General features: G+C 67.8%; 21 protein-coding genes and 2 riboswitches. Of the genes, 9 read left to right on the top strand and 12 right to left on the bottom strand.

Annotated elements, in window-relative coordinates; translation table 11 throughout:
• Nucleotides 1-26 precede the first annotated feature (26 nt).
• Entirely contained in the window at nucleotides 27-1,997 is a 1,971-nt protein-coding gene (locus AB4Y40_RS22795) for a PAS domain S-box protein (protein WP_368689681.1), read from the top strand.
• A gap of 33 nt (nucleotides 1,998-2,030) precedes the next feature.
• On the opposite strand, the gene AB4Y40_RS22790 is transcribed toward AB4Y40_RS22795, so the two are convergent.
• Entirely contained in the window at nucleotides 2,031-2,864 is an 834-nt protein-coding gene (locus AB4Y40_RS22790) for a class II glutamine amidotransferase (RefSeq protein WP_368689680.1), read from the bottom strand.
• Between the two features lie 55 nt (nucleotides 2,865-2,919).
• A complete protein-coding gene (locus AB4Y40_RS22785; protein WP_069266235.1) occupies nucleotides 2,920-3,597 on the bottom strand; it encodes a MarC family protein in 678 nt (225 codons plus the stop codon).
• Between the two features lie 245 nt (nucleotides 3,598-3,842).
• On the opposite strand from AB4Y40_RS22785, the gene AB4Y40_RS22780 reads away from it, so the two are divergent.
• Nucleotides 3,843-4,058 (top strand): DUF3311 domain-containing protein, encoded by a 216-nt coding sequence (locus tag AB4Y40_RS22780; RefSeq protein ID WP_368689679.1) that lies wholly within the window; start codon nucleotides 3,843-3,845, stop codon nucleotides 4,056-4,058.
• The gene (locus AB4Y40_RS22775) at nucleotides 4,055-5,530 is read left to right on the top strand and encodes a sodium:solute symporter (RefSeq protein ID WP_368689678.1); all 1,476 of its coding nucleotides are present in this window, start codon (nucleotides 4,055-4,057) and stop codon (nucleotides 5,528-5,530) included. Before AB4Y40_RS22780 ends, AB4Y40_RS22775 begins: the two co-directional genes overlap by 4 nt.
• 61 nt (nucleotides 5,531-5,591) lie before the next feature.
• Here the strand turns inward: AB4Y40_RS22775 and AB4Y40_RS22770 are convergent, their stop codons facing one another.
• Both AB4Y40_RS22770 and AB4Y40_RS22765 read right to left on the bottom strand, forming a co-directional pair.
• On the bottom strand, nucleotides 5,592-6,209 hold the full coding sequence (locus AB4Y40_RS22770; protein WP_342922571.1) for a glutathione S-transferase family protein: 618 nt from the start codon (nucleotides 6,207-6,209) through the stop codon (nucleotides 5,592-5,594).
• Between the two features lie 13 nt (nucleotides 6,210-6,222).
• Complete coding sequence (locus AB4Y40_RS22765) at nucleotides 6,223-6,588, bottom strand: hypothetical protein (protein ID WP_368689677.1); 366 nt, start codon at nucleotides 6,586-6,588, stop codon at nucleotides 6,223-6,225.
• Between the two features lie 103 nt (nucleotides 6,589-6,691).
• Between AB4Y40_RS22765 and AB4Y40_RS22760 the strand changes: the two genes are divergently transcribed.
• Complete coding sequence (locus AB4Y40_RS22760) at nucleotides 6,692-7,138, top strand: MarR family transcriptional regulator (protein ID WP_342922569.1); 447 nt, start codon at nucleotides 6,692-6,694, stop codon at nucleotides 7,136-7,138.
• 2 nt (nucleotides 7,139-7,140) lie between these two features.
• On the opposite strand, the gene cobM is transcribed toward AB4Y40_RS22760, so the two are convergent.
• The 3 genes from cobM to cbiE are packed head-to-tail and all read right to left on the bottom strand — an operon-like array spanning nucleotide 7,141 to nucleotide 9,835.
• Nucleotides 7,141-7,872, bottom strand: a complete 732-nt coding sequence (cobM, locus tag AB4Y40_RS22755; RefSeq protein WP_368689676.1) for a precorrin-4 C(11)-methyltransferase — start codon at nucleotides 7,870-7,872, stop codon at nucleotides 7,141-7,143.
• Nucleotides 7,869-8,612: a cobalt-precorrin-6A reductase gene (locus AB4Y40_RS22750; RefSeq protein ID WP_368689675.1), complete on the bottom strand. Its 744-nt coding sequence runs from the start codon at nucleotides 8,610-8,612 to the stop codon at nucleotides 7,869-7,871. The genes cobM and AB4Y40_RS22750 overlap by 4 nt, the downstream gene beginning before the upstream one ends.
• Nucleotides 8,609-9,835 (bottom strand): precorrin-6y C5,15-methyltransferase (decarboxylating) subunit CbiE, encoded by a 1,227-nt coding sequence (gene cbiE, locus AB4Y40_RS22745; RefSeq protein ID WP_368689674.1) that lies wholly within the window; start codon nucleotides 9,833-9,835, stop codon nucleotides 8,609-8,611. The genes AB4Y40_RS22750 and cbiE overlap by 4 nt, the downstream gene beginning before the upstream one ends.
• Before the next feature lie 94 nt (nucleotides 9,836-9,929).
• A riboswitch (cobalamin riboswitch) is annotated at nucleotides 9,930-10,106 on the top strand.
• 86 nt (nucleotides 10,107-10,192) lie between these two features.
• Here cbiE and cobG point away from each other — a divergent pair.
• From cobG to cobJ, 4 genes are read left to right on the top strand one after another with little or no spacing between them, the layout of a single operon-like run.
• A complete protein-coding gene (cobG, locus tag AB4Y40_RS22740; protein ID WP_368689673.1) occupies nucleotides 10,193-11,578 on the top strand; it encodes a precorrin-3B synthase in 1,386 nt (461 codons plus the stop codon).
• Nucleotides 11,571-12,197 carry a precorrin-8X methylmutase gene (locus tag AB4Y40_RS22735; protein WP_368602864.1) on the top strand — a complete coding sequence of 209 codons (627 nt, stop codon included), beginning with the start codon at nucleotides 11,571-11,573 and terminating at the stop codon, nucleotides 12,195-12,197. The genes cobG and AB4Y40_RS22735 overlap by 8 nt, the downstream gene beginning before the upstream one ends.
• Nucleotides 12,198-12,929: a precorrin-2 C(20)-methyltransferase gene (locus AB4Y40_RS22730; protein ID WP_368689672.1), complete on the top strand. Its 732-nt coding sequence runs from the start codon at nucleotides 12,198-12,200 to the stop codon at nucleotides 12,927-12,929. It begins immediately after the preceding gene.
• Nucleotides 12,917-14,626: a precorrin-3B C(17)-methyltransferase gene (gene cobJ / locus AB4Y40_RS22725; protein ID WP_368689671.1), complete on the top strand. Its 1,710-nt coding sequence runs from the start codon at nucleotides 12,917-12,919 to the stop codon at nucleotides 14,624-14,626. The genes AB4Y40_RS22730 and cobJ overlap by 13 nt, the downstream gene beginning before the upstream one ends.
• Nucleotides 14,627-14,633: 7 nt before the next feature.
• On the opposite strand, the gene AB4Y40_RS22720 is transcribed toward cobJ, so the two are convergent.
• Nucleotides 14,634-16,151 (bottom strand): diguanylate cyclase, encoded by a 1,518-nt coding sequence (locus AB4Y40_RS22720; RefSeq protein ID WP_368689670.1) that lies wholly within the window; start codon nucleotides 16,149-16,151, stop codon nucleotides 14,634-14,636.
• A 266-nt stretch (nucleotides 16,152-16,417) separates the two neighbouring features.
• Here AB4Y40_RS22720 and AB4Y40_RS22715 point away from each other — a divergent pair, with 266 nt between their 5' ends.
• Complete coding sequence (locus tag AB4Y40_RS22715) at nucleotides 16,418-17,386, top strand: flagellar brake protein (RefSeq protein ID WP_368689669.1); 969 nt, start codon at nucleotides 16,418-16,420, stop codon at nucleotides 17,384-17,386.
• A gap of 7 nt (nucleotides 17,387-17,393) precedes the next feature.
• On the opposite strand, the gene AB4Y40_RS22710 is transcribed toward AB4Y40_RS22715, so the two are convergent.
• The 4 genes from AB4Y40_RS22710 to cobW form a co-directional block, all read right to left on the bottom strand.
• Nucleotides 17,394-17,918: a VWA domain-containing protein gene (locus tag AB4Y40_RS22710; RefSeq protein WP_368689668.1), complete on the bottom strand. Its 525-nt coding sequence runs from the start codon at nucleotides 17,916-17,918 to the stop codon at nucleotides 17,394-17,396.
• A gap of 140 nt (nucleotides 17,919-18,058) precedes the next feature.
• Nucleotides 18,059-19,096, bottom strand: coding sequence for an ATP-binding protein (locus AB4Y40_RS22705; protein WP_368689667.1), 1,038 nt, complete (start codon nucleotides 19,094-19,096; stop codon nucleotides 18,059-18,061).
• Entirely contained in the window at nucleotides 19,093-22,887 is a 3,795-nt protein-coding gene (cobN, locus tag AB4Y40_RS22700; RefSeq protein ID WP_368689666.1) for a cobaltochelatase subunit CobN, read from the bottom strand. Before cobN ends, AB4Y40_RS22705 begins: the two co-directional genes overlap by 4 nt.
• A gap of 27 nt (nucleotides 22,888-22,914) precedes the next feature.
• Entirely contained in the window at nucleotides 22,915-24,006 is a 1,092-nt protein-coding gene (cobW, locus tag AB4Y40_RS22695) for a cobalamin biosynthesis protein CobW (RefSeq protein WP_368689665.1), read from the bottom strand.
• A 213-nt stretch (nucleotides 24,007-24,219) separates the two neighbouring features.
• Nucleotides 24,220-24,490: riboswitch (cobalamin riboswitch) on the bottom strand.
• Between the last annotated feature and the right edge of the window lie 35 nt (nucleotides 24,491-24,525).

Here is a 24,525-nt window from a genome sequence, read left to right as displayed (position 1 = left end):
CAGGCCCCATGACAGACCCGAGGACCATGACGACGCCCGACCCCGGCATCGCCCCGCACGACACCGCGACCGAAAGCCACCACGAACGCCGCTTCGAGGCGCTCGTGGAGCCGATCGAGGACTACGCGATCTTCCTGCTCGACACGCGCGGCTACGTCGCGAGCTGGAATCGCGGCGCGGCCCACATCAAGGGCTATGAAGCGCACGAGATCATCGGCCAGCATTTCTCGCGTTTTTACACCGAGGAAGCGAACGCGCGCCGCTGGCCCGATCACGAGCTGGAGCAGGCCGCGCTGCACGGGCGCTTCAACGACGAAGGCTGGCGCGTGCGCAAGGACGGCTCGATGTTCTGGGCCAACGTCGTCATCACCGCGCTGCGCGAGCGCGACGGCTCGCTCTCCGGCTTCGCCAAGGTCACGCGCGACCTCACTGCCGAGCGCCGTCAGGTCGAGGCACTGCGCCTTTCCGAAGAGCGCTTTCGCCTGCTCGTGGAAAGCGTAAGCGACTACGCGATCTTCATGCTCGATCCGCAGGGCCACGTGGTGAGCTGGAACACCGGCGCGACCAACCTGAAGGGCTACCGCCCGGCCGAGATCGTCGGCCAGCATTTTTCCGTGTTCTATCCGCCCGACGAGGTCGCCGCCGGTCAGCCCGAGCGCGAGTTGCGCCGCGCGAAGGAGTTGGGCCGGGTCGTGACCGAGGGCTGGCGCGTGCGCAAGGACGGCTCGATGTTCTGGGCCAACGTCACGCTCACCGCGGTGCATGACGGCCACGGCCGCCTCACGGGTTTCGCGAAGGTCACGCGCGACATGACCGAAAGCCGCCGCACCGACGAACTCGAGCATTCGAGCGAGCAGATGAAGCAGTTCCTCGCCTTGCTCGCGCACGAACTGCGCAACCCGCTCGCGCCGGTGCGCAACGCCGTGGCCACGATGCGCCTCATGGATGCGCCGAGCCCCGAGATCGAGCGAGCGAGCGAAATGATCGACCGCCAGATCGTGCACCTCACACGGCTCGTGGACGACCTGCTCGACGTCGGGCGCATCACGTCGGGCAAGATCGAGTTGCGCGAGGCGCCGCTCGACCTGCACGAAGTGGTCGCGCACGCCATCGACGCGGCGCAGCCCTTCACCTCGGCACGCGGCCAGCATGTGGACGTGCAGATGCCCGACGCGACGCTCACCATGACGGGCGATCACACGCGCCTCGTGCAGGTGCTGCAGAACCTGTTGCACAACGCCTCGAAGTTCTCGCCCGACGGCAGCCGCATCGTCGTGGACGTACGTTCCGCCGCGCGCGCCGTGCAGATCCAGGTGCACGACGAAGGCCGTGGCCTGCGGCCCGGCACGTACGAGTCGATCTTCGGCCTCTTCAGCCAGGACCGCTCGATGCCGGGGCCCACGGAAAACGGGCTCGGCATCGGCCTCATGCTGTGCCGCTCGCTCGTCGAGCTGCATGGCGGCACCATCTCCGCGAGGAGCGACGGGCCCGGCAAAGGCAGCACGTTCACGATCCGCCTGCCGTTCGCGCGCGAGAGCGCGCATGCGGTGCAGCCGGCGCCGCTCACGCCGGACACCACCGAGCTTGCCGCGCTGGCGGAAGCCGGCGTGCCGCCGCTGCGTGTGCTCGTGGTCGACGACAACCGCGATTCGGCCGACAGCCTCGCCATGCTGCTCGAACTCAAAGGGCACGACGTGCGCGTGGCCTACAGCGCCGCCCACGCGTGCGAGGAAGTGGACGGCTTCACGCCCGACGCCGCGCTCATCGACATCGCCATGCCGGAGATCGACGGCTATGCAACGCTGCGCGCCCTGCGCGCGCTGCCGCCGCTCAAACACACGCTGTTCGCCGCGATGACGGGCTTCGGCCAGGCCGCCGACATCGAACTCACGCACGAAGCGGGCTTCGAGATGCACCTCGTGAAGCCCGTGGACGTCACGCTGTTCGACGAGGTGCTCGCGCTCGCGGCGGCAAGGCAAAGGCGCCGCAGCGCGTGAGGTCGACTTATCGCGCCCTTAAGTTACGGTGCCTTAAGGTGAGATAGGTGCGAACGGCCGGTATTCGACCTCGGGCCCGCGCACGACAATGGCCGTCGATTCCGGCACTTCGGCCCATACATCGGGCGCATCGCCGAGCGGCTCGGAAACGAGCAGATACGCGTCGTCGCCGGCCGCGATGATGCGCGGGTCGTCGGGATACAGTTCGCGCAGATGCCGGAACGCCGTGGTGTGATAAAGCGAGCGGGAATTGCGTTCGCTCGAATACCGCACGGCGACGATCTGCTCGCCGTCGCATGCGCAAACCGTCATGTTGAGCGCCGGCTCGACGCCATGCTTTTGCGCGGTTGCCTCGACAAAACCCGCCATGCGTTCCAGCGCAAGAACAGGATCGACTTCAAGGCCGAATGTCATCGCGAGATAGAACATCGTTTCCGAATCCGTCGACCCTTCGAGCGCATTGAAGCGCCCCGGATCGATCGCGACCAACAGATCGCGCCGCATCAGCGGATAGCTGCGGATCAGGCCGTTGTGCGCGAAGATCCAGCGCCGGTGCCGAAACGGATGGCAGTTCGTTTCCTGCACCGGCGTATGCGTGGCCGCGCGAATGTGCGCGACGAACATCGGCGCACGCACCGCGCGCGCCAGCTCGCGCAGGTTGCGGTCGTTCCAGGCGGGATGCACGCTGCGGTAGCGATAGGGAATGTCGTGCGGGTCCTGATACCAGCCCATGCCGAAGCCGTCGCCATTCGTGGTGGTCGCGCCTTTGGTGGAATGCAGGCTTTGGTCGATCAGCGAATGCCGTGCGTGAAATAGCACGGTTTCGAGTTGCACGGGGTTCCCGCTATACGCAAGCCAGCGGCACATGATGGTCTCCTTCGCGTGAGAACGCTTGTGTACGCCGGCCCGATTGACAGCGCCGCTACTTCGCGGCGCGCAGGTCGGCGATCGGCGTGAGAAAGCCGGTCAGGCCAGTCAGTATGATCTGCACCCCGATGCACAGGAGCAGAAACGACGACACGCGCATGGCCACGCGCGTGCCTTCCACACCCAGGTACTGCGAAAGCCGCGCAGCGCGGCTGTACACGTAATAGATCACGAGCATGACAAGCGCGGAGATCACGAGCGACGCGAAGCTCGAGAGCAGCCACGCCGAAAGCTTGTGCGTGCGGTTGGCATTCAGCGCAATGGCCGTGGCGATGGAGCCCGGGCCGGTGGTGAGCGGAATGGTCAGCGGAAAAAAGGCCTTGCCGGAAGCCGAACTCGCACTCACGGGCTTGACCGGATGATCGACCGCGGGCGGCTCCGGCTCGGGCGCGTTGAGCATTTGCCAGCCGGCCACGGCTACGGCGAGGCCGCCGCCGATACGCAGCGCTTCCATTGAAATACCGAAGAAATGCAGGATGGGCGTGCCGACGAAAAAAGCCCCGACCAGTACGAAGAACGCGTTGATCGCCACGCGTTTGGCGAGCAGGCGCCGCTCTTCGTCGGTAAGCGTCGTGGTGCGATCGAGAAAAACAAAAGCACCGCTCAAGGGATTGATGATGCTGATGAGTCCGGTGAAACCGAACAGGATGTCTGAAATCAGGCTCTCGATCATGGAGTCGATCCGTTAAGGGCATGCGCAAAAAGCGCGCCGGGCTGCCAGAAGTGTAGCCGGATCGGCGTCACGCGTGCCGGATCGATGTCGCTCGATGCCCCCGAAAATGGCGCATTGCACCAAACTTTACGGCAAGTCCTTCAGTATTTTTGGCAGCTTTACGGGGCGCGTTCACAAGCATAGAGTGAGTGGCCTCGCACCCCGACGCGACGTTTCTTTTCTTCTTATATGAAAGAGGAGTTGCCATGTCACTGCGGTTGCTCGCTGCCTTGCCCTTTATCGGCATCCTGTTAGGGGTGCCGTTCGTCAATCGCACCGAGCCGCTCGTGCTCGGCATGCCGCTCGTGCTCGCGTGGATCGTCATGTGGGTCGTGCTGGCCGCGGTGATCATGGGGATCGTCTACCGGCTCGACCCGGTCAACCGGCTTTCGGGCGACGCGGATGCGGAGGTGCGATCATGAGCGCCCTCATCATCATCGCGGCGATGACCTTCGTCGCGCTCTACCTCGGCATGCGCGCCCGCCGCGGGCACGACATGAACCTCGAGCAGTGGGCCGTGGGCGGCCGCAGCTTCGGCACCGCGTTCGTGTTCCTGCTGATGGCGGGCGAGATCTACACCACCTTCACGTTCCTCGGCGGCAGCGGCTTCGCCTATGGCAAGGGCGCGCCCGTCTATTACATTCTGGCTTACGGCACGCTTGCATACATCCTCTCGTACTGGATGCTGCCGCCCGTATGGCGCTTCGCCAAGCAGCACCGGCTCGTCTCGCAGCCGCACTTCTTCGCGCGCAAGTACCAGAGCCCCGCGCTGGGCGTGCTGGTGGCGTGTGTGGGCGTGCTCGCGCTCGTGCCGTATCTCGTCCTGCAGCTCAAGGGCCTCGGCATCATCGTGACGACGGCCTCCTATGGCGCGATCTCCTCCACGGCGGCGATCTGGATCGGCGCGGCCGTGGTCACGGCTTACGTGATCGTTTCGGGCGTGCGCGGCTGCGCGTGGAACTCGGTCGTGAAGGACACGATGATTCTCGCCATTGCCGTGTTCCTCGGCATTTACCTGCCGATCCACCACTATGGCAGCCTGAGCGAGATGTTCCGCGCCATCGACGCCGCCAAGCCCGGCTTCCTCACGTTCCCGGCGCGAGGCCAGAGCGTGACGTGGTTCCAGTCCACCGTGCTGCTCACGGCGCTGGGCTTCTTCATGTGGCCGCACACGTTCATGTCGGTCTACACCGCGAAGAACGAGCGCATCTTCCGCCGCAACGCGATGATCCTGCCGCTCTATCAACTCATTTTGCTGTTCGTGTTCTTCTGCGGCTTCGCGGCCGTGCTCAAGGTGCCGGGCCTCAAGGGCTCCGACATCGACCTCTCGCTGTTCCGTCTCGCGCTGCAGACGTTCGATCCGTGGTTCGTGGGCGTCATCGGCGCTGCGGGCGTGCTCACCGCACTCGTGCCGGGCTCGATGATCCTCACCACGGCTTCGACGCTGCTCGCCAACGACGTCTATCGCGGCGCACTCTCGAAGAGCGCGGACGACGCGCAAGTCGCGAAGCTCGCGCGCATTTTCGTGCCGGTAATCGCGCTCGTGGCGGTCGGCTTTACGCTCAAGGGCGGCGACACCATCGTCGCGCTGCTGCTGATGGGCTACAACTTCGTCACGCAGCTGTTCCCGGCGCTGGTGTGCAGCCTCTTTGCGCACAATCGCGTGACGAAGCAAGGCGCGTTCTGCGGCATCGTGGCGGGCGTGCTCGTGGTGATCGCCACGACGCTCACGCATGTGAGCGTGGCTCAGCTGATTCCGTTCGCGCCGGACGCGCTCAAGGACGTCAACATCGGCTTCCTTGCGCTGTTCGTGAACGTGATCGTGCTCGTGGTGGTGAGCACGGTGACGCAGCCGCGCACGCATGTGGATCATGAGCATGCGCGGGCGCATTGAGATGGCGTAACGCGATAGCGAGGCGGCCCAATCGGCGTGATCCGGTTGGGCCGTTTTCCATTTATGCCGCCTTGCGCGCTTCGGCGATGCGCTGCGGCGCCTCGGGGCGCGCGTAGAGGCGTTCGAGATACGCTTGCAAACGCGGGAAGCCGTCCAGCAGTTGCACTTCGTTGGCCCAGTCCATCAGATACACCGTCACGCAGTCGGCGACGGAAAGCTGGTTGCCGACGATGAACTCGCGTCCTTCGAGATGCTTTTCGAGCACCGCGGCCATGGTCCTGAAGTCCTCCCGCGCGAGTTCGATTTCGGCGGGGCTGCGCTTTTCCGGCGGATACAGGAACGAATGCCGCGTGATTCTCCAGAGCGGCTGCTCCAGCTCGGTGACCGCGAACAGGGTCCAGCGATACGCCTGCGCCCGTTCGTCGAGATCCGCTGGCAACAGCGCCTTCTCAGGATATTTATCCGCGAGATACAGCACGATGGCAGCCGATTCGGGAATCACGCGGTCGCCGTCGATCAGCACGGGCACCTTGCCCGCGGGATTGATGCGCAGGTATTCCGGCCGCTTGTGCTCGCCTGCGAGCAGATTGACCGAGATGAATTCGAAATCGGCGTCGACTTCCTTGAGGCCCCATAGCGCGCGTTGCGAACGGGTGCCAGCAAAGCCGTAGAGTTTCATGGCGCGCCTCCGTTCAGACACCGGGAATCGGCAGAACCGGCATCACTTCGACGCCCTCGCCCGGAAAAATCGAAAAATGCGGGTGCCCTTCGAACAGCTTCGCGGCCTCTTCGTGCGATGCGGCACGCAGCACGGTATAGCCCGTTAGCGCGTTGGACGTATCCGCGATGCCATGCTCGCCAATCGACTTGGTCTTGCCGAGCGGGCCGCCCATATCGACGATCGACGCCTTGTGCTTTTCGACCCACGCGTGCCAGGCCGCTATGCCCTCCTTTTCCTTTGCGTGCCGATCCGCTTCGGAAAGCGCCGCCCAACCCTTCATGCGCGCGTTGTCTTTGGTACCGAGAAAAACAGCGAGAAACAGTTTCTGATCGCTCATGTGTCCTCCAACTGCTGGTCTGGTTGCTGGTCTGAAAACGGGAGCAACGGTATGTCGCTCATCCGGCCTTGACAGCATAGGTTGATATCAACATAATTGCAACATGGCACGCGCAAAGAAACTTCCCTTCGAAACCACGCTATTGGTGCGCGATTGCTGCCTGTGTCTGCATATGCAGCGGGCGGCACGCAATCTCGCGCGCATTTTCGACGACGTGCTGCGGCCGCTCGATCTCACGAACGGGCAGTTTTCGCTGCTGATGTCGCTGAACCGGCCGCATCCGCCCGGCATGAAAGACGTGGCGTCGCTGCTGGCCATGGACCGCACCACGCTCACGGCCGCGCTCAAGCCGCTGGAGCGGCGCGGTCTCGTCGTGATCGAGCAGGACCCGGAAGACAAGCGCAGCCGCTTGCTGAGCCTCACGGACGAGGGGCATCGGCTGCTCAACGCGGCGTTTCCGCTCTGGCAGCAAACGCATGACGAAATCGAAAAGGAATTCGCCGAGGGCGAGGTGGACAAGCTGCGGGCACACTTACGCGCGCTTTCGTAGCCTTAGCGCTTCTGCGCCCCATACAGCGTCGAATCCGCAAACCCTTCCGCCGCGAGCACGCGCCCCACGAGAATGAGCGCCGTACGCTCGATATCAGTCGCCAGCACCTTCTGCGCGATGTCCGCCAGCGTGCCCGTTACGCGTTCCTCGTCGGGCCAGCTCGCGCGATAGATCACCGCGACCGGGCAATCTTCGCCGTAATGCGGCCGCAATTCGTCGACGATGCGCGCGATATGGCGCACGCCCAGGTGAATCGCGAGCGTCGCCTTGTGCCGCGCGAGGTCGCCTAGCTGCTCGCCTTCGGGCATCGACGTTTTGGTGGCGTAGCGCGTCAGGATGAGCGTCTGCGAAATGCCGGGCAGCGTGAGTTCGCTGCCGAGCGCCGCCGCGCACGCAGCGGTCGCGGTCACGCCGGGCACGACTTCATAAGGAAGACCGAGCATGCGCAAGCGCCGGATCTGCTCGCCGATCGCGCCATAGAGCGACGGGTCGCCCGAATGCACGCGCGCCACGTCGAAGCCCTGGGCATGCGCGTTTTCGAGCAGCGCGACGATCTCGTCGAGCGTGAGCGGCGCCGTGTCCACCACCTTATGCGCGCGGTGGCCTTCGAGCACGGCCGGCGGCACGAGCGAGCCCGCGTAGAGAATCACGGGGCAACTGCGCACGAGGCGCTGGCCCTTCACGGTGATCAGTTCAGGATCGCCCGGCCCCGCGCCGATGAAGAAAACGGTCATGCGTGGAAACTCCGCTGAATAGGGTTCGCGAGCGCGTCGATTGCCGCTTGCGCCGACGTGAATTCACGTTGCGCGTCGGGCAGCGGCGGGCGCTGCATCATCACCACCGACAAGCCCAGTTCGCGCGCGACGGCGAGCTTCGCTTCGGTCGCGGCGCCGCCGCTGTTCTTGCTGACCACGACGTCGATGCGCGCCTCGGTAAAGAGCGCGCGCTCGCCTTCTTCCGTGAACGGCCCGCGCGCATCGATGATGCATGCGCGGGCGTGGCCGGGATGCGCTTCGAGGCAACGGATCGTCCAGTGCTGCTGCGGCGGCACTTCGCTCAGATGCGCGAGCGGCTCGCGCCCGAGCGTGAAGAGCGGGCGCGCGAACGGCGCAATCGCCTCGACTACCCCGGCCCAGCCGCTCACCATGCGCCAGTCGTCGCCGGGCTGCGGCTGCCACGGCGCACGCCGCAGCGCCCAGTACGGCACGTCTGCCGCCACGCATGCGCGCGCCGCGTTGGCGCTGATCTGCGCGGCATAGGGATGCGTGGCGTCGAAAACGAGCGCGATGTTTTCGTCGGCGAGAAAGCGCGCGAGCCCTTCTGCCCCGCCAAAGCCGCCCACTCGCACCGCGCAGGCGAGATCGGCGGGCACGCGGCCAAGGCCCGCGAGCGAGTACACGTGCTGCGGGCCGAGCGTGCGCGCGATCGCCAGCGCATCGCCGGTGCCGCCGAGCAGCAGGATGCGCGCCGTCATGGCTTGACGGCCTCGTAAAGCGTGACGGGCAAGGCCTGACGCCAGGTGTCGAAGCCGCCCAGCGGCTGCGCCTCGCCGATGCCGATGCGCGTGAGCGTGCCGCCGTGCTGTGCGCGCCATGCCACGAGTGCCGCTTCGCTCTGCAACGTCACCGCGTTCGCGACGAGCCGCCCGCCGCTCGCGAGCGCCGCCCAGCATGCGTCCAGCACGCCGGGTACGGTCACGCCGCCGCCGATGAAGACCGCGTCGGGCGCGGCGAGTCCTGCGAGCGCGTCGGGCGCGCGGCCCGCGACGAGTTGCAAAGCCGGCACGCCCAACGCCGCCCGATTGTGCTCGATGAAGCGTTGACGCTCGGCGTGCGCCTCGATCGCGATCGCGCGGCAGGCGGCGTGCGAGCGCATCCACTCGATGCCGATCGAGCCGCTGCCCGCGCCCACGTCCCACAGCAGCGCGCCGGGCGTCGGCGCGAGACGCGCGAGCGTGAGCGCGCGCACGTCGCGCTTCGTGATCTGACCGTCGTGGCGAAAGGCGTCGTCGGGAAGACCGGGCGTGAGCGTCCAACCGCGCGCGGGCGTCTGCGCACTATCGCTTTCGCATTCGAACGCGACCAGATTGAGCGCCGCGGCTTGTTCGACGTGCCACGCGTCGGCGCGGCCTTCGATGCGGCGTTCGAGCGGGCCCCCGAGATGCTCGAACACCGCAAAACGCGTGGCGCCGAAGCCCGCTTCGGCGAGCAGCGCGGCGAGCGCCGCGGGCGTGCGCCCGTCCGCGCTCAACGCGAGCACGCGCGAGCGCGCGTAGAGATGGCGGCGCAGCACATCGAGCGGACGGCCGACGAGCGAGACCATCGCCGTATCCTGCAACGCCCACCCCATGCGCGCCGCCGCGAGCGAGAGCGACGACGGCGCGGGCAGCACGCGCATTTCACCGGGCGGCACGCGGCGCGCGAGCGTCGCGCCCACGCCGAACAGCATGGGGTCGCCGCTCGCGAGCACGCATACGGACGCATTCGACTCGCGGTATGCGAGCAGCGCCTCCACGCTGAACGGCTGGGGCCACGCCTCGCGCCGCGCACGCACGCGTGGGGGCAGCATCGCGAGATGGCGTTCGCCGCCCGTCACGATGGCCGCGTCGAACAGCGCGCGCCGCGCGTCGCGCCCGAGCCCCGCGTAGCCGTCGTCGCCGATGCCCACCACCGTCAGCCATGCCTGCTTGCCCTGCATGCGTTCTCCCGCCGTTGCCTGTTTTGTTGCCTGTTTCTCTACGCCGCCACGGGCCCGCAGCCCGATTGTGGGGCGGAACGCGCGTGAAAACGGGCATAATACCGTGTCCGACGGCGCCGTTAAGGCATAAAAGGGAACACAGCAAGCTGTGGCCGCCCCCGCGACTGTGAGCAGCGAGACCGCATCCACCTGAGCCACTGGTATTACCGGGAAGGCCGATGCGGTCGACGACCTGTGAGCCAGGAGACCTGCCGGCCGACTGTTCGCGCGAACCCATATCGGGCGGGGTGTACCGATATCGCTGCCGCTGCCCGCCTGCAGCGCGCCGCTCCAGCGTGATGCTTACCCGGTAATGCCTTGAAACACGCAACGAAGCCCGTCTCGCCCGCTGCCGCATTGGCCGTGCTCCGCCCCTCGGCGTGCCCGGGGCTCGTGCGCGTGGTCGCGGCGCGCGACGGCGGCCTGTGCCGCATCCGTCTGCCCGGCGGCGTGCTGAGCGCCGCGCGTGCGTGCGCCCTCGCCGACGCAGCGTCGACGCACGCGAGCGGCGTGCTCGAACTGACCAATCGAGCGAACGTGCAGATTCGCGGCGTGCGCGCGGGCGAGGAAGCGGCGTTGAGCGCTGCGCTGATCGGCGCGGGCCTCGGCCCCGCCGGCATCGACGCCGCGAGCCCGGTCGAGCGCGCGTGCGCCGCCGACGAATTGCGCAACGTGATGCTGAGCCCGCTCGCGGGCCTCGACCCTGACGCGTTGTGCGACACGACGGAACTCGCCGCCGCGCTCATCGACATGATGCAGCGCGAGCCACGCTTCGCCGCGCTCTCGCCCAAGTTCGCGCTGCAACTGGACGGCGGCGAGCGTGTGGCGATGCTCGAGCATCCGCACGACATCTGGCTCGCCGCGCTGCCTTATGGCGCAACGGTGCGCTTCGCGCTGGGGCTCGCAGGTTGCCCCACGGCGCAGCCAGTCGGCACGCTCGCGGCCGAAGACGTTTGCGCATCGATGCGCGCGCTGTTGCATGCGTTCCTCGATCTCGCGGACGCGGACGCCACCCGCATGCGCGACGTCCTCGCCACTCATTCGCTCGATGCGCTGCTGCAGCGCGCGCAACAGCATGGCGAATGCACGCTGATGCGTGTCGATGCCGCGCTGCACGCGTGGCGCCGCGCGCCGAGCCCCGCCGGCTTGCGCCTCGGCGCGCACGCGCTGCACGCCGACGGCAGCGGCTACGTGGGCGCGCAGCCCGTGCTCGGCCGTATCGACGCGCCAACGCTGCGCGCACTCGCCGCGCTCGCGGAAGACTCGGGCGATGCGACGCTGCGCGTGACGCCCTGGCAAGGCGTGCTGCTGCCGAACGTGCCCGCGCACGCCATGCCCGCCGCGCTCGAACGCCTGCACGCGCTCGGTCTCATCGTCTCGCGCGCCGACCCGCTCGCGCGCCTGATCGCGTGCACCGGCTCGACGGGATGCGCAAAAAGCCGCGCGGACACGAAAGCCGACGCCCAGCGCCTCGCCGCCCTGCTGCCGCCCGGCGCCGAAGCCCACCTGAGCGGCTGCGAGCGCTCCTGCGCGGCCGCGCATTGCGCGCCGTTCACGTTGCTCGCCAGCGCCCCCGACCACTACGACCTGTACCAGCGCGACGATACGCAAAGCGGCTTCGGCCGGCTCGTCGCGCGCAGCCTGACGATCGAAGCCGCCGCGCTGGCACTCGCGCAGCGGCCCCGGAGTACCCAAGATGTCTGATTACATTCGCGACGGCCAGGCGATCTATCGCGAGTCGTTCGCGACGATCCGCGCCGAAGCCGACCTCTCGCGCATTCCCGCCGACCTCGAAAAACTCGCCGTGCGCGTGATTCATGCATGCGGCATGGTCGACGTGGTCGCCGACCTCGCGTTTTCCGCGGGCGCGGGCACGGCGGGCCGCAACGCGCTAGCGGGCGGCGCGCCGATTCTCTGCGACGCGAAAATGGTCGCTTATGGCGTGACGCGCGCGCGCTTGCCCGCGGACAACGCCGTCATCTGCACACTCGACGACCCCGCCGTCCCGGATCTCGCGCGCGAGATCGGCAACACGCGCTCGGCAGCCGCGCTCGAACTGTGGCGGCCGCATCTGGCAGGCAGCGTCGTTGCGATCGGCAATGCGCCCACCGCGCTCTTTTATCTGCTCGACATGATTGCCGCCGGCGCCCCACGCCCCGCGCTCATCCTCGGCTTTCCCGTCGGCTTCGTCGGCGCGGCCGAGTCCAAGGCGCAGCTCGCAGCCGAAAGTCACGGCGTGCCCTTCGTCGTCGTGCACGGCCGCCGCGGCGGCAGCGCGATGGCCGCCGCCGCCGTCAACGCACTCGCTTCGGAGACCGAATAAATGATCCGCAAAGGACGTCTGCACGGCATTGGCGTCGGCCCCGGCGACCCCGAACTGCTCACGCTCAAGGCGCTGCGCCTGCTCAAGGCCGCGCCCGTGGTCGCGTATTTCGTCGCGAAGGGCAAGAAAGGCAATGCGTTCGGCATCGTCGAGGCCCATCTCGAAGCGGAGCAGGAACGCCTGCCGCTCGTGTACCCCGTAACGACCGAAGCGCTCGAACCGCCGCTCTCGTACGAAGCGATCATCGCCGACTTCTACGACGGCGCGGCGCAAATGCTTGCGCGCCATCTCGACGCCGGACGCGACGTGGCCGTGATCTGCGAAGGCGATCCGTTCTTCTACGGCTCGTACATGTATCTGCACGACCGGCTCGCCGCGCACTACGAGGCCGAAGTCGTGCCGGGCGTGTGCTCGATGCTGGGCGGCGCGGCGGTGCTGGGCGTGCCGCTCGTCTACCGCAACCAGAGCCTCGCCGTACTCTCGGGCGTGCTGCCCGAGGACGAATTGCGCCGGCGCCTGGCCGACGCGGACGCCGCCGTCATCATGAAACTGGGCCGCAACTTCGACAAGGTGCGCCGCGTGCTGGGCGAACTGGGCCTCGCGCATCGCGCGCGGTATGTCGAGCGCGCAACCATGGCGAACCAGCGCATCGTCCCGCTCGACGACGTCGATCCGATGGCTTCGCCCTACTTCTCGCTGCTCGTCGTACCGGGGGTGAAATGGCAGTCGTGACGCCGCCCGCGATCGTCATTCTCGGGCCCGGCGCGCTCGCCACGGCGCGGCGCGTGCAGGCGCTCTACCCCGGCGCGCAGGTCCATGCACTGCAGGGCCGCGTGGCAGGCGATGTCGCGTTCAGCGAGCTTGGCGCGCATTTGCGCGAATGCTATACGCGCGGCCTGCCCATCGTCGCGCTGTGCGCGGCGGGCATCGTGATCCGCTGCCTCGCACCGCTCCTCGCCAACAAGGGCGCGGAGCCGCCGGTGCTCGCGCTCGCCGAGGACGGCAGCGCCGTCGTGCCGCTGCTCGGTGGACTCACCGGCGTGAACGTCATGGCGCGCGAAATTGGCGCGGCGCTCGCGGTTGCGCCCGCCATCACCACGAGCGGCGAATTGCGCTTCGGCACCTGCCTGCTCAATCCGCCCGCGGGCTACGCGCTCGCGAGTCTCGCGCAAGGCAAGCGCTTCGTCTCCGATCTGCTTGCGGGCGCTACGACACGCGTGGACGGCCAGGCACCGTGGCTGGAAAACGTCGATCTGCCGCGCGACGTCGCGGCACGCCATGCCATCCGCGTGAGCGCGAACGCCTGGGACGGCAGTCCCGACGATCTCGTGATTCATCCGCGCAGCATCGTCGCGGCCGTGGGCGCGCCACGCGCAGCGCTTGCTGAAGATGTGCGTCGCGCACTCGATGCGCACGGCCTCGCGCCGCTCGCGCTCGCGGCACTGGTCGCCCCTGCTGCGCACACGCGCGATGCATCGCTCGCGCAGGCCGCAGCGGAACTCGGCGTGCCGCTGCGCTTCGTCGATAGCGCGGAGAACACGGCGCAAGCCACGCTCGCCGCCCTCGACTTCGCGGCAAATGTCGAGCGCTACGCGCCGAACGATAACGGCGTCGCCCTCGCCTGCGCGGCCGCGCCGCTCGACCCGCTCACGCTGGGCCGCGCGCGCGGCAAGCTCACGGTGCTGGGCCTCGGCCCCGGACGCCCCGACCTGCTCACGCCCGCCGCGCGCGCCGCGCTCGACAGCGCCACCGATATCGTCGGCTATGCCACCTATGTGGAGATGGCGGGCCCGTTTCGCGCGGACCAGCAGCGCCACTCGACCGACAACCGCGAGGAACTGCAGCGCGCCCGCCACGCGTTCGAGATGGCGAGCGAGGGCCGGCGCGTGGCCGTGGTCTCGTCGGGCGACCCCGGTGTGTTCGCCATGGCGGCCGCCGTGCTCGAAGCGCTCGAAGGCTCGGGTGACGCCGGCTGGCATGCCGTCGAGCTGGCGATCGTACCAGGCGTTTCCGCAGCGCTCGCCACGGCGGCGCAAGTCGGCGCGCCGCTCGGCCACGACTTCTGCATGCTGTCGCTTTCCGACAACCTGAAGCCGTGGACGGTGATCGAAAAGCGCCTGCTGCATGCGGCGCAGGCCGATCTCGTGATGGCGTTCTACAACCCCATCTCGCGCGCGCGGCCCTGGCAGCTCGAGCGCGCGCTGGAGATCGTGCGCAGCGTGCGCGCGCCGCACACGCGCGTGGTGCTGGGCCGCGACGTGGGCCGCCCCGGCGAGACGCTGCGCGCGACGACCCTCGGCGAACTGCGTTCGGCGGACGTCGATATGCGCACGATGGTGATCGTCGGGTCGTCGGCCACGCGCGGGTTCGCTCGCGGCGACGGCAGCGAGTGGATTTACACGCCGCGCTGGTATCGCGAGGATACCTAAAAGAAACTTACGCCTTCAGGGTGGGCAGCGAGTCGCGCGGGTCGGGTGGCGCGCCCTCGAACTCGCGCGCTTTCACCTGATTGCGCCCCGCCTGCTTCGCGGCGTAAAGCTCCGCGTCGGCGGCGCGCAGCAGCGCCTGCGCGCCATCGCTCTTGTGCGGCACGCAGGTGGCGCAGCCAATGCTCACGGTCAGCGTGCCGTATTCGCTATGCTCGTGCGCGATGCCCAGCGCCGCCACCTGCTGGCGCACCGCTTCCGCGATTTTCACGGCGCCGTCGATCGGCGTGGCCGGCAGCACCGCGGCGAACTCCTCGCCGCCGTAGCGCGCCACCATGTCCGTCGCGCGGCGGCAGGCCTCGCGTATCGCACGGGCCACCGCGGCGAGCACTTTATCGCCCTCGGCATGCCCGTAGAAGTCGTTGAAGAGCTTGAACTTGTCGATGTCGATGAAGAGCACCGAGAGCGGCTCGCCCGCGCGTCTCGCATGCTGCCATTCGGATTCGATGCGCAAGTCGAGTGCGCGCCGGTTGAAGAGGCCCGTGAGCGCGTCGGTGACCGCGAGACGTTCGAATTCCTTTTGCGTGGCGAGCCGCGTGCGCATCGAAAATGCGAGTAGCCACGACGAAGCCGCGATCAGCGCGCCGAAGATCAACGCCATCGGCGCATAGATCCGCAGGCGGTGGCGCCATGCGTCGAGTGCGCCGTCCACGGAAGGCGCGACCACCGCGACGAGCGACGTGTGCGGAACGCGCTTGTACGTATAAATGCGTTCGACCTCGTCCGCCTCGCCCACGGCGATGAACGAGCCGGCACTGTTTTTCAGCATCGGCTGGATGTAGTCGAGCTCGCCGATCTGCGCACCCACTTCGTAGTCCGAATAGGGATGGTGCGCGAGCAAGGTCCCGTCGCTGAGCAGGATGAACGCGCTGCCCTTCGGGTCGATGTCGAGCCGGTCGAACAGTTGCTGAAAATACGCAAGACGCATCGTGAGCAGCACGACGCCGCCAAACGAGCCGTCGTACTCGTTCACGCGGCGCGACAGCGCGATCGAATATTGGCCTTCGCGCGTGCGCGAGCGAATCGGGTCCGAAATATACATGCCGACCGAGCGCTCGTGCTGCGCCGTGAAATAGTCCCGGTCTGCGAGATTGACGCCGGGATACGCGCGGCCGTCGCGCGATTCGACGATATGGCCGCTCGCGTCGGCATAGAACGCGTCGTCGAGATACGCGCCGGTCGCCACGCGGCCGAACAGCAGCTTGCGGCGGAGGTCGGGCGGCAGGCTTTGCGTGCGCGGGTCGCGCGCGCTCTCGGCGGCGTCGAGCAGCAACAGGTCGCAGATGCTGAAATTGGCCTCGAGGTCGTTCGACATCAGCGCAACGAGCGCGCCCGAATTGTGCTGCGTGCTGACGATGGCCTGGGTGCGCTGCTGCATCAGCCCCAACAGCACGATGGCGACGATGGCCGCGCCGACCAGCGAGCCCATCGTGCCGACAATGAACGGATGGCTTCCCACCCACTGCATGAGCGCCCGATTCCATTGGCGGAGGATTCGCAAACATCGTGTCCAGAGCTTCATGAGGCGTTTCCTCTTGCTCCGCTCATTGGGTTGATACCGTTCGTACCGCGTGCCGGCCAATTACAGATTGCATTCAGGGGCATCATACTGCGGCTCGCGAAACCGCCTTCGAATCGCGGCACGTACTCAATTTCCCTGCCGCGGCGCCGTAAACCAGATGAACCCGCGAAGTGAATTCGCGACGCGAACCGCTTACTGCCCAGCCTGCGCCGATGACCAACCCGACCACCGAAGCTCAAGCCGAAGCCATCGACGCCGCAACCGATGCTGTAACCGAAGCCGCCCCGCTCACGCCGCAAGCCCTGCCGGTCGGCGAGCCGCTCGCCTGGCCCGTCGTCGATCGCGACGGCGCCCTGCTGCTCGACGCCGGCTCGGTGCTGATGGGCGAAGCGGAACGCGACTTTCTGTTCCAGCATTTCGCGCCGCATCGCGGCGACAGGGAACGGCTCGAGGCTGCACCGGAGAGCGCGACGGCCACGAATGCGCCCAGCGCCGGCGATCCAGCCGCCACCACGCGCGACATGCACCTGACCATCGGCGCGCTGATGGGCCTGCGTCCGCAGATGGGCGCGAGCGGCGCACCGATGCACCCGTGCCGCCTGATCGGCTTCGCGCCCAACGAGGCACTCTTCGTGACGACGCCCTATGTCGACGGCCGCCCCATCGCCATCACGCCGGGCGAAAACGTGGAGATCGTCGCGATTGCGAGCCAGGCCGTCTATCGCTTCGTATGCACCGTGCATGCGCTCAGCCAGTCGCCGCTCGACTACCTCGTGCTTTCGAAGCCCGCCAACATCCGCCGCCTGCGCGAACGCCGCTCGATTCGGGTGCGCGCGCAATTTCCCGTGCGCTATGGCATCGGCGAGGAAGGTGCGGGTTATGACGGCGTGGCGCTCGCACGCGGGATCAGCGCGCTCGGGCTTTCGGTGAGCGCCGCGTGGGCACTCGGCAAGGTGGGCGAGCGGCTGCGCGTGGCCTTCCAGCTGCGCTCGGGCGACAACGCGACGGCGATCGAAACCACTGCAATCATCCGCAACGTGCAGGCGGAAACGGGCGACCCCGCCCACGCGACGCTCGGCCTCGAACTCAACCGCCTCACGACCGCCGAACAGATGGCGATGAAAGTCTACGTATTCGATCGTCAGGACGACGTGCTGTACTGGACCGGCAGCATGCGCTAATGCGCGTTCAGGCGAGCAATGCCTGAGCGTCCAGGCACTCGCCGGCCCAGGCTCGCGCGAGCGCCTCGCAGCGCCCCACGCGCAGCGCGCCAAGTTCGCAATCGATCACCGTGACGTGGTCGGCGTGGCGCGGCCGCTCAGGCCACTGCGTCGTGCGGCCGTCGCTGAACAGCCAGAGATGACGCGTACGCGCCGGGTCGCGGCGCGCGGCAATTTCGAGCACCTGCGCCGCGCGGCCGATGCCCGCTTCGAGCGGCGTGCCGCCGCCCCCGCCGATCGGCTCGATCCAGCGCTCGTTCCACCAGCGCGGCACCGCGGGCCCGAACCTCAGCTCGGCGCCGGCGCCGCCGAAAGCAATCAGCGCCACCTCCACACGCTCGGCGCGGGCGCGATCGAACAGCGCGATCAACAATCCCTTGGCGAGCGCGAGCTGGCCGCGCGCGAGCATCGAGGCCGAGCAGTCCAGCACGAAGCAATGGAGCGCGCCGGAGCCGGTCTTGCGTCTGGCGAAACGGAAATGTTGCGCCTGCAACGACCCGGCGCGCTTGGCCGCGAGCGTGGGCGGCCAGGCGATCCGCTCGCCGCGCTTCGCGACTTGCGCGGGACCGCGCCCCGGGCCTTCTCGCCGTCGAGCGCCGCCCTGTGCGAAGGCGGCGGCCTGTGCCCGACGGGTCAGCGTTTTTTTGCGGGCAGCGGGATGACGCCCTTCACGGCCTTCGCCGCGACGGGCTCGGGCGGCAACTCGCCCCAATCGGCATCCGACGTTGTTTCGGTGTGCTTGTCTTCGCGCCTGGAAGCGGAGGGCGGCTGCTGCGGCTCGGGGGAAGACGGCGCATCGGATCGCTGCGGCATGGCGTGCCGGCGATGCGCGAGCACGCAATCGGCAACCTCGTCGACGTGGTCCGGGCTCACCGCCTGCGCGCCTTCGAACGCGGCGAGCGCACGCGCCGCACGCAGCATCACGAGGTCGGCGCGCAAGCCGTCGACGGCGGCCTCGATGCAACGCTGCGCCGCGCGCTCGTGGACGGCATCGCTCCAGTCGAGCTTGTCGAGCGCTTCGCGGGCCGCCGCGAGACGCTGCGCGAGCGCGCGCTGTTCGGTCTCTCGCGCCGCACAGAACGCCTGCGGATCGGCGTCGAACGCGAGGCGCGCCTTGACGATGCGTTGCCGTTCAGCGACGTCATAAGGCGTGCCGAGTTCGACCATGAAGCCGAAGCGATCGAGCAATTGCGGACGCAACTCGCCCTCTTCGGGATTCATCGTGCCGACCAGCACGAAGTGCGCGTCGTGCGTGTGCGACACGCCATCGCGCTCCACGGTGTTCACACCGCTCGCCGCCGCGTCGAGCAGCACGTCGACGAGCGCATCGGGCAGCAGGTTCACTTCGTCCACGTAGAGCACACCGCCGTGCGCGCGCGCGAGCAGCCCTGGCGCGAAGCGCACCGCGCTCTCGCGCAACGCCGCTTCGAGGTCGAGCGTGCCGATCAGCTTGTCCTCGCTCGCGCCGAGCGGCAGCGTGACGAACGCGCCTTCCGGCAGGAGGGCCGCGAGCGCCCGCGCGGCCGTGGATTTCGCGGTGCCGCGCGGCCCGCTCACCAGCACGCCGCCGATCGCGGGGTCGATGGCCGCGAGCAGCAGTGCGCGCTGCAACGGCGCCTGGCCGACCAGCGCGGTAAAGGGAAACGCGGGACGCGTGGCCGCAGCGCTCATGGTCCTGATCCTTCCAGATGCTGCCCGGCTTCGAGCAGACGGTGTTCGAGTTGTGCGCGATGCTCGCCCGGCTCCTGCCAGAGACCGCGCTGGATCGCTTCGAGCAGGCGCTCGCACACGGCATGCATTGCGTGCGGATTGTGGCGCTGCATGAATTCGCGCGTGTCGTCGTCGTGCACGTAGGCGTTCGCGACGAGCGCGTACTGATGATCGCCCACCACGCGCGTGGTCGCGTCATAGCCGAACAGGTAATCCACGGTCGCCGCCATTTCCGCCGCGCCCTTGTAGCCGTGACGCTTCACGCCGTCGATCCACTTCGGGTTCACCACGCGCGAGCGGATCACGCGCGCGATCTCTTCGTGCAGCGGACGAATCCGCGGCGCAGCGGGATTGCTGTGGTCCGCGTGATAGAGCGCGGGCTGCGCCTGCGAAAAATGCCGCGCCGCCGCGGCCATGCCGCCCTGGAACTGGTAATAGTCGTTCGAGTCGAGCAGGTCGTGTTCGCGGTTGTCCTGGTTCTGCAGGACCACGTCGAGCGACGCGAGACGCGCGCGGAACGCCTCGCTCGCCTCATCGCCCGCGCTCTTTTGCGCGTAGGCGTAGCCGCCCCACGCCTGATACGCGTTCGCGAGATCGGCGTCGGTCTGCCACTGGCGATGGTCGATCATCGACTGCAAGCCCGCGCCGTACGCGCCGGGGCGCGCGCTGAACACGCGCCAGCCCGCGCGGCGGCGCGCCTCGTCGGCGGCCATGCCGTTCGCGACCAGCGCATCGCGCTCGCGCAGCACGCGTGCGCGCAGCGGGTTCTGGTGCTCCGGCTCGTCGAGATCGGCCACTGCCTGCACGGCGGCGTCGAACAAATGCATGACGTTGGGAAACGCGTCGCGGAAGAAGCCCGATACGCGCAGCGTCACGTCGATGCGCGGCCGGTCCAGCGCCTCGACCGGCATGATTTCGAAGTCGGTCACGCGCTGGCTGCCGGCAGCCCACTTCGGCCGTACGCCGATCAGCGCGAACGCCTGGGCGATGTCGTCGCCGCCGGTGCGCATCGTCGCCGTGCCCCAGACCGAAAGCCCCACGGCGCGCGGGTAGTCGCCGTGCTCCTGCAAATGCCGCTCGATGAGCTGATGCGCCGATTTCATGCCGAGCGCCCACGCCGCCTGGGTCGGAATGGCGCGCGTATCGACGGAATAGAAGTTGCGGCCCGTGGGCAGCACGTCGGGACGGCCTCGCGAGGGCGAACCGCTCGGGCCCGGCGGCACGAAGCGGCCTTCGAAGCCACGGCGCAGCTGGCGCAACTCTTCGGGGCCGCAGGCGTCGAGGCGCGGCAGCACGTCGTCGCGCAGGCGCGCGAGCACCCGGGCCGCGTGCGGCAGCGATGCAGGCTCCGCATCGCTTCGTTCGCCTGAGCAAATGTCTTCGATCAGCGTGGCCGCCAGCATTTCGAGGCGTTCGCGCGTGTCGCCGGCATGACGCCATGGCGTATCGCTCACCACAGCGAGTTGCGGCGGACGCGGGCCCTGCCACGGCGCAGCCCAATCGACCGTAGCCGGATCGACGAGGTGATCGATACGCAGGTCGCGCGCGAGCGCGTCGATCAGGCCCGCGTTTGCGCCCTGCCCGTCGCCGCATGCGTAGCGCCCGAGCGCGAGCAGCGTGTCGCGCCGCTGCTGGCCTTGCGGCGATTCGCCGAACGTATGCAGGCCGTCGCGAATCTGCGCTTCCTTCAGCTCGCAGAGGTAAGCGTCGGCGCGCGTGAGCAATTCGTCTTCGCCCGCCTGATCCTGCGGCGCGGAAACGCTCAATTCCTCGTGCAGCCGATGCTCGATGATCGTCGCGAGGATGGTCTTGCGCAGCAGCTTGGCGCGGCGCGGGTCCACCATCAATGCTTCGTAATACTCATCGACCTGACGTTCGAGGTCTTGCAGCGGCCCGTAGTTCTCGGCACGCGTGAGCGGTGGCATCAGGTGGTCGATGATCACGGCCTGGGCGCGGCGCTTGGCCTGGCTGCCCTCGCCCGGATCGTTGACGATGAACGGGTACAGATGCGGCAGCGGCCCGAGCGCCATGTCGGGCCAGCAGGTGTCGGCGAGCGCCACGCTCTTGCCGGGCAGCCACTCCAGGTTGCCGTGCTTGCCCACGTGCGCGATGGCGTCGATGCCGAAGGTCTCGCGCAGCCAGAAGTAAAACGCGAGATACGCGTGCGGCGGCACGAGTTCGGCGTCGTGGTAGTTCGCGTAGGTGTCGTCGCCGCGCGAGCGCGACGGCTGGATACCCACGAACACCTGGCCACAGCGCCAGCCCGCAATCATGAAGCGGCCGCGGCGCACCGTGGGGTCATCCTCCGGCACGCCCCAGCGCGCGATCAGCGCGTTTTGCGCCTCGGCGGGCAGTTGCGAGAAGCGCGCGCGGTAGTCGTCGAGGGAAAGACTCTGCCATGCGGGACGCAGCGCGCGGGTGTCCGGATCGTTGGTCACGCCCTGCGTGAGGATGCGCATGAGCGCGTCGCCGGCTGCGGGCAGATCGGCCACGCGATAGCCTTCGTCGCGCAGCATGCGCAGGATGCCGACCACCGAGGCCGGCGTGTCGAGCCCCACGCCGTTGCCGATGCGCCCTTCGCTCATCGGATAGTTCGCGAGCACGAGCGCGAGCTTCTTCTCTGCATTCGGCAGGCTGCGCAGACGGCACCACCGGCGCGCCAGTTCGGCGACGAAAGCCACGCGTTCGGCGTCGGGCTGATAGCGCACGACATCGACCTGCGTCTCCTTGCAGTGGTACGCAAGGCCCTTGAAGCTGATCGCACGCGTAATCACGCGGCCGTCCACTTCGGGCAGTGCGATATGCATGGCGATGTCGCGAGAATTCAGGCCGTGATTGTCCTTCACCCAGTCTTCGCGATTGCCGCCGCTCAGGATCACCTGGAGCACAGGCGCGTCGCCGGCGAGCGCGATCGGTTCGGGGTCATCGAGCGATGAAGCCGCGAATGCCGTGGTATTCAGCACGAGCGAGACGTCGTGTTCGGCCGCCAGTTGGTCGAGCACGTCGCGGCTCAAGGCGTCCTTGAGCGACGTGATCGCAAGCGGCAGCGGGTTCAGGCCGCGCGCGAGCAGCGCGGCGATCAAGGCATCGAAAGCGGCGGTGTTCGCCGCCTGCAGATGCGCCTTGTAAAACAGCAGCGCGACGACCGGCGCGCCGGGTTGCCAGCGCGCGCGCCATTCGTCGATGGTCGCGACATCGCGCTGCGGGCAATAGAGTGCGGCGGCCGGCAGCGCGACGGGCGGCGCGGGCTCGCTGCCCCAGTCGAACGCGCGCCACGCGAGCGCACGCAGGAACGATTCGGCGTTGGCCGCGCCGCCTTCGCGCAGATAACGCCACAGCAAGCGGCAAAACTCGGGCTCGGCGCGGCTCTTGGCGATGAGATTGGGGTCTTCCTGCAAGTCGCCCGAAAACATCGCGAGCAGTTGTCCGCGACGCCCGGCGAGCGAGACGACCTGCTCGATCCCATAAGGCCAGTACGTTTCGCCGCCCAGATGATCGACCACCACCACGCGCGCGTGCTGCAAGACGTCTTTGACGTAGAAGTCCACCGACGCGGGCTGGCGCAGATACGTGACGTTCGCGAGCCGCACGCCCGGAAAACCGGCGGGCAGACGCGGCACCACGCTCGCCAGCAGCGCGAGCGTGGTGTCCGCCGAACTGAGCACGACGATCTCGGCGGGCTGCTGGTCGATCCGGATAACGCCTTGCGTGTCGTCGACGAAACCGCCCGGCGTGGTGCGCAGCAAATGCATGGAACAGCCTCGTCTAGCTCGGCGCGATCACTTCGCGGCCGCGGTCTGCAGGTTCGCCAATGCGGTATCGAAGGCCGCTTGCAGCGTCGCGCCATCGAGGTCTTCGCCGATCAGCACGAAACGGCTCGCGAGCGGCTGTGCCGCGCTTTCCTGCGCGTTCCAGCGGCGGTCGAAATAGCTGTCGAAGCGACGGCCCACGCCTTGAATCACGAGGCGCATGGGCGCGCCCGGCAACGCGGCAAAGCCCTTCACGCGATAGATCGTGTGCGCATCGACGAGTTGTTGCAGCGCCTCGATCACGCTTTCGCGCGAAGCGGCAGCGCCTGACACCACGACCGAATCGAACTCGTCATGGTGATGATCGGGATCGTCGGCGGAACCGTGATGGTCGTGCCGCAGATGAATGCTCTCCTCGGAGGCCGCCTCGAGCCCGAGCAGCGTATGCAGATCGAGCTTGCCGTGCTGCGCGCGCACGATCTTCACCTGCGGCGGCAGTTCTTCGCGCAGTTCGGCGATGAGCGCGTCCTGGTCCGCAACGTCCAGCAGATCGGTCTTGTTGAGAATGACGAGGTCGGCCGCCGAAAGCTGGTCTTCGAACAGCTCGTGCAGCGGCGACTCGTGATCGAGGTTCGGGTCGGCGCGGCGCTGCGCGTCCACGGCCTGCGGATTTTCGGCGAACTGGCCGCTCGCGGCGGCGGGGCCGTCCACCATGGTCACGACCGCATCGACGGTGAACGCGTTGCGGATCGACGGCCAGTTGAACGCCTGCACGAGCGGCTTGGGCAGCGCGAGACCCGAGGTTTCGATCAGCACGTGATCGACATCGCCGCGGCGTTCGAGCAGTTTCTCCATCACGGGAAAGAACTCTTCCTGCACGGTGCAGCAAAGGCAGCCGTTTGCGAGTTCGTAGAGCTGGCCTTCGGTTTCGTTGCCGTCTTCGTCGCAGCCGATGCCGCAGCCACGCAGGATTTCGCCGTCGATGCCGAGTTCGCCGAATTCGTTGACGATGACCGCGACGCGCAGGCCGCCCGCGTGCTGAAGAATGTGACGCAGCAGCGTGGTTTTACCGCTGCCGAGAAAGCCCGTCACGATCGTGACCGGAATCTTGCGCATTTGCATGAAGTGCTCCTTCGGCGCCAGGCCGTATCGAGGGGCATGGTGCGTCGCGCCTGCCGTTCGTGCGGGTGCCGTGTTGCGCACACGCGCGTATCCATGGAGACGCTGTCACGCGCAACGATGCAACAACCTGCAGGGGACGAACGACCAGAAACGCACCCGGGCCTCGCCCGGCTGACGCATGAAAATCACGGACCCGGCACCGCATCCCCGCAGCGCGAATCCCACGTATCTGGCCGGTATCCGGACTGACGAAACACCGCTTCGCCTTCCCGCGCGAGCGGCCTTGCGGCCGGCTTGCACAGTGGCGTGGACTGCGTAAAGCATGGAAGCGGTTTGCGGCATTCGTGCGAACGCCGCGCTCGTTGTACCGTTGCGGGTGCAGTTCAGGTTGGCCATGCCCGAGGCGGGATGGCTCCCTGATTCCCGTTTAACTGCGCGTGCATTATGAATCGCGCGCGCGAGCACCAGAGTGCGTGCGAGTGTAGGCGCGGGGGGCCTGCGCGTCAAGGAAGGCGTGGG

The organism is Paraburkholderia sp. EG287B (assembly GCF_040965595.1).
Taxonomy (GTDB): Bacteria; Pseudomonadota; Gammaproteobacteria; order Burkholderiales; family Burkholderiaceae; genus Paraburkholderia.
The sequence above is the reverse complement of the archived record's forward strand: the minus strand, read 5'-3'. Positions and strand labels throughout refer to the sequence as shown.

Bases quoted from the DNA above. Each gene is read 5' to 3' on its own strand.
- cobJ (WP_368689671.1), top strand. From the start codon at position 12,917: ATGGCAGTCGTGACGCCGCCCGCGATCGTCATTCTCGGGCCCGGCGCG.
- AB4Y40_RS22720 (WP_368689670.1), bottom strand. From the start codon at position 16,151: ATGCAGTGGGTGGGAAGCCATCCGTTCATTGTCGGCACGATGGGCTCG.
- AB4Y40_RS22735 (WP_368602864.1), top strand. From the start codon at position 11,571: ATGTCTGATTACATTCGCGACGGCCAGGCGATCTATCGCGAGTCGTTC.
- AB4Y40_RS22790 (WP_368689680.1), bottom strand. From the start codon at position 2,864: ATGTGCCGCTGGCTTGCGTATAGCGGGAACCCCGTGCAACTCGAAACC.
- cobW (WP_368689665.1), bottom strand. From the start codon at position 24,006: ATGCAAATGCGCAAGATTCCGGTCACGATCGTGACGGGCTTTCTCGGC.
- AB4Y40_RS22780 (WP_368689679.1), top strand. From the start codon at position 3,843: ATGTCACTGCGGTTGCTCGCTGCCTTGCCCTTTATCGGCATCCTGTTA.
- AB4Y40_RS22795 (WP_368689681.1), top strand. From the start codon at position 27: ATGACGACGCCCGACCCCGGCATCGCCCCGCACGACACCGCGACCGAA.
- AB4Y40_RS22785 (WP_069266235.1), bottom strand. From the start codon at position 3,597: ATGATCGAGAGCCTGATTTCAGACATCCTGTTCGGTTTCACCGGACTC.
- cobM (WP_368689676.1), bottom strand. From the start codon at position 7,872: ATGACCGTTTTCTTCATCGGCGCGGGGCCGGGCGATCCTGAACTGATC.
- AB4Y40_RS22705 (WP_368689667.1), bottom strand. From the start codon at position 19,096: ATGAGCGCTGCGGCCACGCGTCCCGCGTTTCCCTTTACCGCGCTGGTC.
- AB4Y40_RS22730 (WP_368689672.1), top strand. From the start codon at position 12,198: ATGATCCGCAAAGGACGTCTGCACGGCATTGGCGTCGGCCCCGGCGAC.
- AB4Y40_RS22765 (WP_368689677.1), bottom strand. From the start codon at position 6,588: ATGAGCGATCAGAAACTGTTTCTCGCTGTTTTTCTCGGTACCAAAGAC.
- AB4Y40_RS22760 (WP_342922569.1), top strand. From the start codon at position 6,692: ATGGCACGCGCAAAGAAACTTCCCTTCGAAACCACGCTATTGGTGCGC.
- cbiE (WP_368689674.1), bottom strand. From the start codon at position 9,835: ATGCAGGGCAAGCAGGCATGGCTGACGGTGGTGGGCATCGGCGACGAC.
- AB4Y40_RS22715 (WP_368689669.1), top strand. From the start codon at position 16,418: ATGACCAACCCGACCACCGAAGCTCAAGCCGAAGCCATCGACGCCGCA.
- AB4Y40_RS22750 (WP_368689675.1), bottom strand. From the start codon at position 8,612: ATGACGGCGCGCATCCTGCTGCTCGGCGGCACCGGCGATGCGCTGGCG.
- AB4Y40_RS22770 (WP_342922571.1), bottom strand. From the start codon at position 6,209: ATGAAACTCTACGGCTTTGCTGGCACCCGTTCGCAACGCGCGCTATGG.
- AB4Y40_RS22775 (WP_368689678.1), top strand. From the start codon at position 4,055: ATGAGCGCCCTCATCATCATCGCGGCGATGACCTTCGTCGCGCTCTAC.
- cobN (WP_368689666.1), bottom strand. From the start codon at position 22,887: ATGCATTTGCTGCGCACCACGCCGGGCGGTTTCGTCGACGACACGCAA.